This window comes from Bosea sp. 685, from assembly GCF_031884435.1.
Lineage (GTDB): Bacteria > Pseudomonadota > Alphaproteobacteria > Rhizobiales > Beijerinckiaceae > Allobosea.
The window spans coordinates 1,690,835-1,703,106 of sequence record NZ_CP134779.1; the positions used below are offsets into that span (position 1 = coordinate 1,690,835).

General features: G+C 65.8%; 12 protein-coding genes and 1 tRNA gene. 12 read left to right on the forward strand and 1 reads right to left on the reverse strand.

The annotated features are described in order from the left end of the window. Positions 1-16 precede the first annotated feature (16 nt). The 6 genes from RMR04_RS09325 (at position 17) to RMR04_RS09350 (ending at position 6,295) form a co-directional block, all read left to right on the forward strand. Positions 17-424 (forward strand): nuclear transport factor 2 family protein, encoded by a 408-nt coding sequence (locus RMR04_RS09325; RefSeq protein ID WP_311914319.1) that lies wholly within the window; start codon positions 17-19, stop codon positions 422-424. Between the two features lie 97 nt (positions 425-521). Then, positions 522-1,370 (forward strand): pyridoxal kinase PdxY, encoded by an 849-nt coding sequence (gene pdxY, locus RMR04_RS09330; RefSeq protein ID WP_311914321.1) that lies wholly within the window; start codon positions 522-524, stop codon positions 1,368-1,370. 6 nt (positions 1,371-1,376) lie between these two features. Next, positions 1,377-2,501, forward strand: a complete 1,125-nt coding sequence (locus tag RMR04_RS09335; RefSeq protein ID WP_311914322.1) for an endonuclease/exonuclease/phosphatase family protein — start codon at positions 1,377-1,379, stop codon at positions 2,499-2,501. Beyond that, positions 2,498-3,400: a PhzF family phenazine biosynthesis protein gene (locus tag RMR04_RS09340; protein ID WP_311914323.1), complete on the forward strand. Its 903-nt coding sequence runs from the start codon at positions 2,498-2,500 to the stop codon at positions 3,398-3,400. The genes RMR04_RS09335 and RMR04_RS09340 overlap by 4 nt, the downstream gene beginning before the upstream one ends. After that, complete coding sequence (locus tag RMR04_RS09345) at positions 3,397-4,131, forward strand: NUDIX hydrolase (protein ID WP_311914325.1); 735 nt, start codon at positions 3,397-3,399, stop codon at positions 4,129-4,131. Before RMR04_RS09340 ends, RMR04_RS09345 begins: the two co-directional genes overlap by 4 nt. A gap of 52 nt (positions 4,132-4,183) precedes the next feature. Beyond that, positions 4,184-6,295, forward strand: a complete 2,112-nt coding sequence (locus RMR04_RS09350; RefSeq protein WP_311914326.1) for a M3 family metallopeptidase — start codon at positions 4,184-4,186, stop codon at positions 6,293-6,295. Positions 6,296-6,541: 246 nt separating this feature from the next. On the opposite strand, the gene RMR04_RS09355 is transcribed toward RMR04_RS09350, so the two are convergent. Continuing rightward, on the reverse strand, positions 6,542-6,913 hold the full coding sequence (locus RMR04_RS09355; protein WP_311914327.1) for a hypothetical protein: 372 nt from the start codon (positions 6,911-6,913) through the stop codon (positions 6,542-6,544). Between the two features lie 137 nt (positions 6,914-7,050). Here RMR04_RS09355 and RMR04_RS09360 point away from each other — a divergent pair, with 137 nt between their 5' ends. The 6 genes from RMR04_RS09360 to RMR04_RS09385 all read left to right on the forward strand — a co-directional run bounded on the left by RMR04_RS09360 (position 7,051) and on the right by RMR04_RS09385 (position 12,249). Next, positions 7,051-7,533, forward strand: a complete 483-nt coding sequence (locus RMR04_RS09360; protein ID WP_311914328.1) for a hypothetical protein — start codon at positions 7,051-7,053, stop codon at positions 7,531-7,533. 323 nt (positions 7,534-7,856) lie between these two features. Then, on the forward strand, positions 7,857-9,425 hold the full coding sequence (locus RMR04_RS09365; RefSeq protein ID WP_311914329.1) for a 2-isopropylmalate synthase: 1,569 nt from the start codon (positions 7,857-7,859) through the stop codon (positions 9,423-9,425). 135 nt (positions 9,426-9,560) lie between these two features. Continuing rightward, positions 9,561-9,722 carry a hypothetical protein gene (locus RMR04_RS09370; RefSeq protein ID WP_311914330.1) on the forward strand — a complete coding sequence of 54 codons (162 nt, stop codon included), beginning with the start codon at positions 9,561-9,563 and terminating at the stop codon, positions 9,720-9,722. Positions 9,723-9,854: 132 nt separating this feature from the next. Continuing rightward, the gene (locus RMR04_RS09375) at positions 9,855-11,126 is read left to right on the forward strand and encodes a solute carrier family 23 protein (protein WP_311914332.1); all 1,272 of its coding nucleotides are present in this window, start codon (positions 9,855-9,857) and stop codon (positions 11,124-11,126) included. Between the two features lie 395 nt (positions 11,127-11,521). Further along, positions 11,522-11,597 (forward strand) — tRNA-Lys (locus tag RMR04_RS09380). 343 nt (positions 11,598-11,940) lie between these two features. Then, on the forward strand, positions 11,941-12,249 hold the full coding sequence (locus tag RMR04_RS09385) for a hypothetical protein (RefSeq protein ID WP_311914333.1): 309 nt from the start codon (positions 11,941-11,943) through the stop codon (positions 12,247-12,249). Positions 12,250-12,272: the final 23 nt, after the last annotated feature.

Below are 12,272 nucleotides of genomic sequence, written 5' to 3' on the forward strand. Positions count from 1 at the left end.
CGCAAGGAGAGGCGAGATGACCGGGCGCGCTGCGATCGAGACCCTGATCAAAGATGCCTATGAGGCGCGCCATCGCGGCGACCTCGACGCCGTGATGGGCTATTTCCATCGCGATTGCAGCTATCGGCTCTCGGGAGCGTCGGCTCCCGCGCCGATGTTCATGCAGCCGACCGGCCATGCCGCCGTGCGCGCGCAGATGGCAGAGCTGATCGGCGCCTTCGCCTTCAGCAACATTGAAACGGTGTCGCTGACGGTCGAGGACGACCGGGCGGCATTGCATTGGCGAGCGGATGTGCTGTGTGTCCCGAGCGGGCGCAGCGCGCCCTTCGAGGTCATGGACCTGTTCACGTTCGCGGACGGTAAGATCCTGAGCCTGGTCCAGTTCACCGATACGGCCGGCGTCACCCAGCTGACTGGCTCGTGACCCTGAAGGCTTGATCGCGGCCATCACCGCTTTCGATTTGCGGCGAGGCGGGGCGAGCGGGTAGAGCTTTCGTTTCCGTCACCAAGCGCGTTGCCTCATGAACATCCTCTCGATCCAGTCGCATGTCGCCTATGGCCATGTCGGCAATGCCTCCGCCGTGTTCCCGATGCAGCGCCTCGGCGTCGAGGTCTGGCCGATCCATACCGTCCAGTTCTCCAATCACACCGGTTATGGCGCCTGGAAGGGCCGCGTCTTCGACGGCGGCATGATCGACGAGGTAATGGAAGGCATTGCCGAGCGCGGCGTGCTGCCGTCCTGCGACGGCGTGCTCTCCGGCTATATGGGCTCGGCCGATGTCGGACATGCCATCCTCTCGGCGGTGGAGCGCGTGCGCGCGGCCAACCCCAAGGCCCTCTATTGCTGTGATCCCGTCATCGGCGATGTCGGTCGCGGGGTCTTCGTGCGGCCGGGCATCCCCGAATTCATGCGCGAGCAGGCGGTGCCTGCAGCCGATATCGTGACGCCCAATCAGTTCGAGCTGGAATTGCTGACCGATATCGCGGTCAAGACCATCGCCGATGCGCATCGCGCGGTCGAGGCGCTGCGCGACACCGGGCCGAAGGTCGTGCTGGTGACTTCATTGTCGACCAACGAGACCCCTGACGATGCCATCGATATGATGGCCTCCGACGCCAAGGGCTCCTGGCGCGTGCGCACGCCGAAACTCGATGTCAGCGTCAATGGCGCTGGCGACGCCATCGCGGCGCTGTTCTTCACCCATTATCTGCGCGAGGGATCGGCGGCGGCTGCGCTCGCCAAGGCCTCGGCCTCGATCTACGGCCTGCTGAAGCGAACCAAGGAGGCGGGTTCGCGCGAGATCCTGATGGTCGCGGCGCAGGACGAGTTCGTGACGCCGTCGCACCAGTTTGCGCCCGAGCCGGTCTGAACCGGCATGAAGCTGCGTATCGGCACCTTCAATGTCGAGAACCTGCTGACGCGGCATCGCTTCGGGCCGAGCGGACGGTTCGAGACCGATGCGGCGATGTCGCTGTTCCACTTCCCGCGCGCGGACGAACGCGACGCTGTCGAGCGCTCGCTGGCGGTCGCGCTGGAGGACGACAAGCGCCAGATGACCGCGCTCGCCATCGCCGAGGCGCAGGCCGATCTGTGGATGCTGCAGGAGGTCGATTCACTCGCGAGCCTGCAGGCCTTCTTCGCCAACTACGTCCATCGCAGCTCCGACCATCGCTACGGCCATTTCGCGTTGCTCGATGGCAATGACCGGCGCGACATCGATATCGGCTTCGCGGCGCGGCGCGACCTGCTGGCGCCGCAGGCGGTCACGGTGCGCTCCCACAAGGAGCTGACCTTCGCGCAGGCTGGCGCGCATGATCGCGATCTTGCAGCCCTTGGCATCAGCCCCGATGGCAAGGTCTTTGCCCGCGATTGCCTGGAGGTCGCGCTGGATTTCGGCGGGCGAAGCTTGAGCCTGTTCGGCTGCCATCTGAAGTCGATGAACAATGGCCGCGACGACGGGCGGCAGGCGACGCTGCCGGTGCGCCGCGCCGAGGCGAGGGCCGTGAAGCAGATCGTCAAGGCGCGCTTCGGCGAAGGCTGGCGCGAGGCGAACTGGATCGTGCTCGGCGATCTCAACGCCTATCGCTATGGGCTCGGCCCCCTGGCCGAGATCGTCGACGAGGGCGAGAGCGGCATCGAGCCGCTGCTGGAGGATTTCGCCATCGATCCGATGGAGGCGCTGCCTGCGCATGAGCGCTGGACGCATTTTCGACGCTTCTGGTCGGAAAGCCAGGAGAGGTTGATCGACAGCCACATGCCGCTCGACCACATCCTGCTCTCGTCCGCCCTGGCGGCGGCGAACCCTAAGCCCGCGATGCAGATGATCCGGCGCGGCCTGCCTTATCGCGTGCCGCTCGATCCGCGCGCACCCGACCGCTCGATGGCTACGCTCGCGACCTGCGCCGACCGCTATCCGCGCGTCGGTTGGGACCGGCCGAAGGCCTCCGACCACAGCCCTCTGACCATCGATCTCGTCATTCCCAAGGGACCGTCTTCATGAAGCGCCGTTTCGTCACGCTCGACGTCTTCACCACCCGGGCGCATGCCGGCAACCCGCTGGCCGTGGTGCTCGATGCCGAGGGGCTCGACACCGAGGCGATGCAGGCGATCACGCGCGAGTTCAACCTGTCGGAGACGGTGTTCGTGGCGTCGCCGGCTGAAGCCGGCCATCGCGCCGCGATCCGCATCTTCACGCCCGGCCGGGAGCTGCCCTTCGCGGGACATCCGACGGTCGGCACGGCCGTGCTGCTGGCCCTGCGCGATGCGGCTGAGGGCAACGGGGCCGATTTCCTGGTGCTGGAGGAGAAGGTCGGGCCCGTGCCTTGTGCGGTCTCGGTCGATGGGCCTCGGTCCGGCCGCGCGGTCTTCACCATGCCGCGTCTGCCGCAGGAGATCGAGGCCGCGTCCGCCAACGCCGCGCTCGCTGCAGCGCTCGGGCTCGAGGAGAGCGAAATCGGGTTCGAGGGGCATCGCGCCGCTGTGTTCTCCGCCGGTGTCCCCTTTACCTTCGTGCCGGTGGCCGGCCTCGATGCGATCGGCCGGGTCAAACTCGACCTGTCCCGCTGGGACGCGGTGATGAAGCCCGCTGAGCATCCCAACGCCTTCGTCTACTGCCGGCAGACCGTTGAGACGGGGCATCATTACCACGCGCGCATGTTCTGGCCCGGTGCCGGGATCGCGGAGGATCCCGCGACCGGTGGGGCTGCTGCCGCCTTCGCCGGCGTGGTCATGGCCTTCGACAAACCCGCCGATGGCGAGCATCGCTTCGTCATCGAGCAGGGCTACGAGATGGGCCGGCCTTCGCAGATTACGCTCGAACTGACGGTCGAGAACGGGGCGCTGGTTTCGGCACGCATCGGCGGCTCGGCGGTGCTGGTCAGCGAGGGCGTGCTGCTGTGACGTCGCAGGTACAGAACGGCATCGTCGATGGCGCGATCGTCGAGCTTGCTGGCCTGGAGGCGCTGATCGAGCCCTATGACTGGGTTTTCGCGCGGGAGCGGGCGGACGAGATCGCGGCGCATTGGGGCCGTATCAGCGCCGGCAAGCCGGCGATGTTCAACGGCAAGGTGATGCTGCAGCACCGCGCGGCGATCGTCGATGGCGTCTTCCAGGCTGGCTATTTCGAGACCGACTATGCCGCCTTCATCAGCTGGCGCGATTTCGGCCATCCGGGCTCGGTGGTGCGCAATGGTTTTGCGATGGCGGCCCTGCGCGCCGCGGATGGCGCGTTCCTCTGCGGGGTGATGGGGCAGCACACCGCCAATCCCGGCAAGGTCTATTTCGCCGCCGGCACGCCCGACCGCGAGGATGCGCGGCCCGACGGCACGCTCGACCTCGCCGGCAGCGTGACGCGCGAGCTCTGCGAGGAGACCGGGCTGAGGCTTGACGAGATCACGGTGGAGGAGAGCTGGACGGCGGTGATCCAGCCCGGGCGCATCGCCTTCATGCGGCCTGTCTCCGTCGCCATGCCGGCCGAGGCGGCGCGCGCGCTGATGCTCGCGCGCATGGCGACGCAGGATGAGCCGGAGCTTGCCGACATCGCCATCGTCCGCGGCCCCGAGGATGCCGAGCACCTCGACATGCCACTCTTCATGCGGCCTTATCTCGCCCATATCTGGCGGCAAGACTGAGCCTTCGAGTGTTCGCCCGAGTTCTGCGCTCTCAATTCAACCGGATGCCCCGATGACGCTTGCCCCCGAAGCCACTCTTTCCCCCGAAGCCACGCTTGCCCCCGAAGGCCTGCCGCTGCCCGCCAACAATCCGTTTTCGCGTGCCTGGGACACGCCCTTCGGCCTGCCGCCTTTTGCCGCGATCGCGCCCGAGCATATCCGCCCGGCTTTTGAAGCGGCCCTGGTCAAGCACAGGTCCGAGATCGACGCGCTGACCACTGAGGCCGCAGCACCGGACTTCGCCAACACCGTCGAGGCGCTGGAGCGCGCGGGCAGGGCGCTCAGCCGCGTTGGCGGCGTATTCTACAATCTCACTGGCGCCGACACGAACGAGGCGCTGCAGGCGATCGAGCGTGAGCTCTCGCCGCTCACCTCGCGGCACTGGTCGGCTATCATGATGGACCCCGCGCTGTTTGCTCGCGTCGATGCGGTGTTCGCCAGGCGTGAGACGCTTGGCCTCGACGCCGAGCAGGCGCGGCTGCTGGAGCGGACGCATCGCGGCTTCATCCGTTCGGGCGCGCAGCTCGGCCCGGAGGACAAGACGCGGCTCGCCGCGATCAACGAACGCCTTGCCGGGCTCGGCACGCAGTTCAGCCAAAACGTGCTGAAGGACGAATCGAGCTATGCGCTGATCATCGCGGACGAGACCGGGCTTGCTGGCCTGCCGGCCTTCCTGATCGCGGCGATGGCGCGTGCCGCTACTGACCGCGGTCATGCGGGCAAGCATGCGGTGACGCTGTCGCGCTCGATCATCGAGCCCTTCCTGACCTTCTCGACGCGTCGCGATCTGCGCGAGGAGGCCTTCATTGCCTGGAGCAAACGCGGCGAGAATGGCGGTGAGACCGACAACCGCGCCATCGTCGCCGAGACGGTGAAGCTTCGGGCCGAGAAGGCGAAGCTGCTCGGCTTCCCGACCTTCGCGCATTTCAAGCTCGACGATTCCATGGCGAAGACGCCGACCCATGTCCGCGACCTGCTCGAACTGGTCTGGAAACCGGCCAAGGCGCGCGCCGCGCAGGAGGCCGCCGATCTCGCCGCGCTGGCGCAGAGGGAGGGCGAGAACGGGCCGATCCGCCCCTGGGATTGGCGCCACTATGCCGAGAAGGTGCGCCAGCAGACCTATGCGCTCGATGAGGCGGTGCTGAAGCCCTATCTCCAGCTCGACCGCATCATCAATGCTGCCTTCGATGTCGCCGGCAAGCTGTTCGGGCTTGCCTTCGAGGCGAAGCCTGAGCTCAAGGGCTATCACCCCGATGTGCGGATCTGGGAGGTCAAGGAGGCGGCGAGCGACCGGCATATCGGCCTGTTCCTCGGCGATTATTTCGCCCGCGCATCGAAGCGCTCGGGCGCCTGGATGAGCGCCTATCGCGGCCAGCGCAATTTCGACGGTGAGGTTCGGCCGATCATCGTCAACGTCTGCAATTTCGCCAAGCCGGCGGAGGGCAAGCCGGCGCTGCTCTCGATCGACGATGCGCGCACGCTGTTCCACGAATTCGGCCACGCGCTGCATGGTTTGCTGTCGGATGTGCGCTACGGCTCGCTCGCCGGCACTTCGGTCTCGCGCGATTTCGTCGAACTGCCCTCGCAGCTCTATGAGCACTGGTTCCTGACGCGTGAGGTGATGCAGGCCTATTGCCTGCATGCCGAGACGAACGAGCCCATTCCCGAGGCGCTGATCGATAAGATCAAGACGGCGCAGACCTTCAATCAGGGGTTCTCCACCGTGGAGTACACCTCATCGGCGCTGGTCGATCTCGCCTTCCATTCGCTGGAGAATCCGGGCGAGATCGACCCGCTTGCTTTCGAGGCGGCGGAGCTTAAGCGGATCGGCATGCCGGCGGAGATCATCATGCGCCACCGCACGCCGCATTTCACCCATGTCTTCTCCGGCGACGGCTATTCGGCCGGCTATTACAGCTATCTCTGGTCAGAGGTGATGGATGCCGACGCCTTCAACGCCTTCATCGAGGCGGGCGACGTCTTCGCGCCTGTGGTCGCCAACAAGCTGAAGCGCTACATCTATTCGGCTGGCGATACGCGCGACCCGGCCGAGGCCTATACGCTGTTCAGGGGCAGGCTGCCGACGCCGGAGGCGCTGCTGGAGAAGCGTGGGCTGGCGGCTTAGAACCCAACCGTCGTGCTCGGGCTCGCCCCGAGCATCCCCTGCAGGAGATTCTCGGGTCTACGCTTCGCGGCGCCCGAGAATGACGCGCCCTTCTCCCCTGGCGGGAGAAGGTGGCGCGCAGCGCCGGATGAGGGGGCGCCGTGCCCTTTCCGGCAAGCGTCGTGTTCAGCTAGACGGGCAGCTCACAGCGCCCCCTCATCCGTCTCGGCTTCGCCGAGCCACCTTCTCCCGCGAGGGGAGAAGGAATCACCCCGGATAGCCGAACTTCGTCTTGGTCGCGTGGAGCTGCCCCATCGCGCCGCCTTCATTGCCCGCGGTGCAGCTCGAGCGGGCGGTTGCGATCTCGGCGCTGACGCGGGAGTGGACGCCCTTGGTGGTGTGGCCGGTGGCGAGGTCGTTATCCATCACGGCCTGGAAGCGCTCGACCTCGCCCGAGCATCCCGAACCGCCCGGCATATGGAAGGTGCTGGGCGTCACGCCGGGATAGGCCTGCTCCGGCGGCGGCGCTGGCGGTGCGACAGGCCGGGTCTGGCAGCCGCCGAGAGCGATTCCGAGGATGGCGAGGAGAGCAAAAGCGCGCATGGCGGCATGTCCGATCGACGAAAGACTTGCGACCATGACCGATTCCGCAGCGGCCGCCAACATGCGCGGCTGCGTGGCGCGACACACTCTCGACATGGTCGCGCCGGAGGTTGCGGGCGCTGTTGCAAGATTTGCGTTGATGCAAGACTGGCGCAGTTTCAAGAGGAGCACCCATGACGACGGAGACCACGATCGAACTCGCGATCTTCGCCGATTATTTCCAGTTCTATATCCAGGACGAGACGGCCAATGACGATTTCGGCTCGCTCTGGACGGAGGAGGCCGTCGAGCGGCTGTTTGCGGCCTCAGCGCAATCCATCGGCGTCGGCACAGTGCGCAACATGACCGTGCCGGTCGTCGTCTCGCTTCATGCGCAGGAGCCACCCGCCGATTTCGGCGAGTGGGACATGGTCAATGAAGGCTCCTTCACCGTCCGCTCCGGCAGCGTCGCGATTGCCGGCTGCACGGATTATCTGCCCGATGCGCCGCGTCTCGGCGTGCCGCCGGGGAGCTACCGGGTTCGCGTCTCCTATGCCGGCCTCGATACGCTGAGCGAGGACGGGCTCGAGGGTGACGACTTCTATCGTGTCCAGCTCTGGCCCGCGCCCATGGCCCCGCTCGCCGTGGTCAAGGCCCGCAGCAGCGCAGCGGTGTGAGAGTGGGCAGGGATCGAAGGGGAGGCGAGACGGAAAACCCTGCCTTGCCTTGCCCCCCTGCTATCGGTTATGCAGTTTTTGTCGATACGAGGAACGCCTGTGGCCGCATCCGCCACCCATGCCCTGAGCCAGAACCGCGCTGCTGCGCGGGCTGCCGGCATGCGCGCTCCGCTCGGTCTTGGTCTGCTTCTTCTCCTTAGCCGCCCCTGAGGGCCGGCCGGGCATGCATGCCTGGGCGCTCAGGGGAGTGACGAGAACCGCCTTCCAGACATTCTGCGCCTGCCTTCAACCATAGCGGCGCGACCCTCTACAGGATCACGACCATGACCGATGCGACCCGCAACGCCTCCTCTTCCAAGGACCGCGTGCTGATCTTCGACACCACCTTGCGCGACGGCGAGCAATGCCCCGGCGCCACCATGACCTTCGAGGAGAAGCTCGAGGTTGCCGACGTACTCGACGCGATGGGCGTCGATATCATCGAGGCCGGCTTCCCGATTGCCTCCGACGGCGATTTCGAGGCGGTCTCCGCCATCGCCAGGCGGATCAAGCGTGCGACCGTCGCGGGCCTCGCCCGCGCGATCAGCGCCGACATCGCCCGCGCCGGCGAGGCGGTGCGCCATGCCGCCAAGCCGCGCATCCACACCTTCGTCTCGACCTCGCCGATCCATCTGGAGCACCAGATGCGCAAGAGCGAAGACGAGGTTCTGGAGATCATCACGAAGACGGTGGCCCAGGCCCGCAACCTGGTCGATGATGTCGAATGGTCGGCGATGGACGCGACCCGCACTCCGATCGACTATCTCTGCCGCACGGTCGAGGCCGCCATCAAGGCCGGCGCGACCACGATCAACCTGCCCGATACGGTCGGCTATGCGGTGCCCGACGAGTATCGCGCCATGTTCCGCCAGATCCGCGAGCGCGTGCCCAATGCCGACAAGGCGATCTTCTCGGTGCATTGCCACAATGACCTGGGGCTGGCGGTGGCCAATTCGCTGGCCGGCATCGAGGGCGGGGCGCGCCAGATCGAATGCACCATCAATGGCATCGGCGAGCGTGCCGGCAATGCCGCTCTGGAAGAGGTGGTGATGGCGCTGCGCGTGCGCGGCGATGTCCTGCCCTACGACACCGGCATCGACGCCTCGCTGCTGACGCGCGCCTCGAAGGCCGTCTCGACCGCCTGCTCCTTCCCGGTGCAGTACAACAAGGCGATCGTCGGCCGGAACGCCTTCGCCCATGAGAGCGGCATCCACCAGGACGGCATGCTGAAGAACCAGACGACCTATGAGATCATGACGCCGGAATCGGTCGGCGTCTCCAAGACCTCGCTGGTGATGGGCAAGCATTCCGGCCGCGCCGCCTTCCGCTCCAAGCTGAAGGAGATGGGCTACGATCTGGGCGACAACCAGCTCGAGGACGCCTTCACGCGCTTCAAGGCCTTGGCCGACCGCAAGAAGCATGTCTATGACGAGGATATCGAGGCGCTGGTCGATGAGAACCTGGCCTCGGCGCATGACCGCGTCAGGCTGGTTTCGCTGACCGTGATCGCCGGCACGCGCGGGCCGCAGCGCGCCACGATGAAGCTCGATGTCGACGGCCGCTTCGTCACCGAGGAAGCCGAGGGCAACGGACCGATCGACGCCGTGTTCAACGCCATCAAGGCGATCGTGCCGCATGAGGCGGTGCTGGAGCTCTACGACGTGCACGCTGTGACCGAGGGCACCGACGCGCAGGCCGAGGTGACGGTCAGGCTCTCGCATGAGGGCTCTTCCGTGACCGGGCGCGGCGCTGATCCCGATACGCTGGTCTCCTCGGCCAAGGCCTATCTGGTGGCGCTCAACAAGCTCGTCGCCAAGGGCGTGCGCCTGCACGCGCAGGCCGCGGCGGAGTAGGGACGCCGTGTCATCCCGTGCGCGCTGCGGCATTCATGCCGCGGCGCAGACACGGGACCGCACGACGAGAAGGCGCTTGTCCTGATGACGGTCCCGCATCTGCGCCGCGGCACTTTGTGCCGCAGCGCGTGCGGGATGACACGCTATGCCCCCCACACCGGCCAGCCCTTGTCCGGCTTGATTGTCGTCGGGACGAAGGAGGAGCGCATGTCGGCGATGCCGGGCAGCGTGCTGCCGCGCGACCGCTCGCTGCGGCGCGGCGACGACAGCCATCACCTTGCGAAGATCGCCTCCTGAGGGCGTTGCAGGCCTGGTTTTCCCCTGAAATCGCGCGCGCCACGCCAGGGCGGGCTTGGCGTGGACAGGATCTTTGCCTGTAGTTCGGTCTCGGCGCGGCCGAAAGAGCGCGCGCCCGCTGGGGAGCGCGCCATGTCTTATTTTCCGAACTGGACCTTGAAGACCTCCGGCGCGGTGATGCCGGACGAGCGTCTGTCGACCGTCCAGACCTTCATCGCGGGCCTGCAGCATGTCGTCGCCATGTTCGGCGCGACGGCGCTGGCGCCGATCCTGATGGGGTTCGACCCCAATGTGGCGATCTTCTTCTCCGGCATCGCGACGCTGCTGTTCTTCGTGATCACGCGCGGGCAATTACCGAGTTATCTTGGTTCGTCCTTCGCCTTCATTGGGGTGGTGATCGCGGCGAGCGGCTATGCCGGCTCCGGACCCAACGCGAATATCGGCTTGGCGCTCGGCGGCATCATCGCCTGCGGTGCGGTCTATGCCGCCATCGGGCTCCTGGTCCAGGGCGTCGGCACGGCCTGGATCGAGAAGCTGCTGCCCCCGGTCGTCACCGGCGCGGTCATCGGCGCGATCGGGCTCAATCTGACGGCGGTGGCGATCGGCATGATCTCGGCCAGCCCCTACACCAAATGGATCGCACTGTTCACGGTCGTCGCGGTCGCGCTGGTGGCGGTTTATGGCAGAGGCCTCGCACAGCGCCTGCCGGTGCTGATCGGCGGTGCCGGCGCCTATATCCTCTACGCGGCGACGGCACCGAGTTTCGGCGCCCCGGCGGTCGATTTCGGGCGGATCGGAGCCGCGGCCTGGCTCGGGATGCCGAACTTCGTCGCGCCGGTGTTCGATTTCAAGGCGATGGCGCTGATCGCTCCGGTCGCGCTCATCCTGGTCGCGGAGAATCTCGGACACATCAAGGGCATTGCCGTGATGACCGGTCGCAATCTGGATCCGCTGATCGGGCGCGGCTTCATGGCGGACGGGCTCGCCACCATGATCGCGGGCTCCGGCGGCGGCACGGGCGTGACGACCTATGCCGAGAATATGGGCGTGATGGCGGTGACACGAGTCTATTCGACGCTGGTCTTCGTCGCGGCGGGAATCATCGCGCTGGTGCTCGGCTTCTCCCCCAAATTCGGTGCGGTCATCGGCACGATTCCGGTCGCGGTGCTCGGCGGGCTGGCAATCGTCGTCTTCGGTCTGATTGCCGCCACGGCGGGACGAATCTGGGTCGAGAACCAGGTCGACTTCGCGAACCCGAAGAATCTGCTGACGGTCGCGACCGCGCTGATCCTGGGTGCGGGCGATCTGAAGCTGCCGCTCTTCGGCTTTGAACTCGGCGGCATCGGCACCGCGACCTTCGGGGCTATCGCGCTCTATCACCTGCTGAATCGCCGGCCGGGATGAGGCCGTCGCGCCTAGAGCCGGATGATTTCAGATCGGGTCACCAAGTGATCCGATCTGAAATCTGAATCCGTCTCTCATCAAAGAGTTAGAGCAGGATCGACGCGAAAAACCGGTTCCCACTTTTTCGCATCCTGCTCTAGAGCCGGATGATTTCAGATCGGGTCACGAAGTGACCCGATCTGAAATCTGAATCCGTCTCTCATCTAAGAGTGAGAGCAGGATCAATGCGAAAAACCGGTTCCCACTTTTTCGCATCCTGCTCTCGCGCCGAATTCATTTCGACGGCTTGGCATATTTCTGTCGCAGATGGGTGGACAGGGCGGGGGGCGTTTGCTACATCGCCGGCCTGCCTGACGCGGCCTCGGCCGCAGCGACGGCGACGCTTCGTGGCGTATGGGTGATTAGCTCAGTTGGTAGAGCAGCTGACTCTTAATCAGCGGGTCGTAGGTTCGAGCCCTACATCACCCACCACGGACACTTCCGCGAAAACGAAAGCATAGACAGATCGGCCGGCGACACAACGCCGGAACGGTTTGTGCGGTTCGTCTTTCGTTTTGCAACGTCCGTATGTCGAGCACCAAAAGGCGCGGTTGATCGCTCCGGCGACCTTGCCGATGACTGCTCTACGGCCGCGATGACGGCATTCATCCGAAGGCTGGAGAAGTATAGGCGTGGCGCTGCAGCGGTCTTGGCGCCCAGGCAGCGGCTCGGCGAGGCTTGAACGCGGCGCAAACTCCCCAGTACGGTGAGTGGAACGATTCGACGCTCTTCGCGTTGTTGTTTGCCCGCCTGATGTGGCACGAGAGGATTCAATATGAACAGGAAGTCTATCTTTGCCGGCTTCGTCGGTGCCATTGCTCTCGCGAGTGCTGCGATTGCTACCTCAACGGCAGTTAATGCGGCCGAGGCGTTGCCTGCCACGGTGGCTCATCAGCTCGACGGGCAGGCTGCAGAGTTCACCATGACTGCGGCCAAGCAGCGCCGCCTCATGATTATCGAAGAAACGCAGCGCCAGCAGCGTTACGGGCGCAGAGGTTACGGGCGCGGCCCTGGCTACGGATACGGGCCGCGACGCGGCTATGATGGCCCGCCTCCCGGCTACCGCCGTTACGACCGATACTGATCGGACGGGAAGCCCTGACAGCG

Excerpts from the sequence above, each read along its gene's own strand:
- RMR04_RS09385 (WP_311914333.1), top strand. The coding sequence starts at position 11,941 with ATGAACAGGAAGTCTATCTTTGCCGGCTTCGTCGGTGCCATTGCTCTC.
- RMR04_RS09325 (WP_311914319.1), top strand. The coding sequence starts at position 17 with ATGACCGGGCGCGCTGCGATCGAGACCCTGATCAAAGATGCCTATGAG.
- RMR04_RS09365 (WP_311914329.1), top strand. The coding sequence starts at position 7,857 with ATGACCGATGCGACCCGCAACGCCTCCTCTTCCAAGGACCGCGTGCTG.
- RMR04_RS09350 (WP_311914326.1), top strand. The coding sequence starts at position 4,184 with ATGACGCTTGCCCCCGAAGCCACTCTTTCCCCCGAAGCCACGCTTGCC.
- RMR04_RS09360 (WP_311914328.1), top strand. The coding sequence starts at position 7,051 with ATGACGACGGAGACCACGATCGAACTCGCGATCTTCGCCGATTATTTC.
- RMR04_RS09375 (WP_311914332.1), top strand. The coding sequence starts at position 9,855 with ATGTCTTATTTTCCGAACTGGACCTTGAAGACCTCCGGCGCGGTGATG.
- RMR04_RS09340 (WP_311914323.1), top strand. The coding sequence starts at position 2,498 with ATGAAGCGCCGTTTCGTCACGCTCGACGTCTTCACCACCCGGGCGCAT.
- RMR04_RS09355 (WP_311914327.1), bottom strand. The coding sequence starts at position 6,913 with ATGGTCGCAAGTCTTTCGTCGATCGGACATGCCGCCATGCGCGCTTTT.
- RMR04_RS09335 (WP_311914322.1), top strand. The coding sequence starts at position 1,377 with ATGAAGCTGCGTATCGGCACCTTCAATGTCGAGAACCTGCTGACGCGG.
- RMR04_RS09370 (WP_311914330.1), top strand. The coding sequence starts at position 9,561 with ATGACACGCTATGCCCCCCACACCGGCCAGCCCTTGTCCGGCTTGATT.
- pdxY (WP_311914321.1), top strand. The coding sequence starts at position 522 with ATGAACATCCTCTCGATCCAGTCGCATGTCGCCTATGGCCATGTCGGC.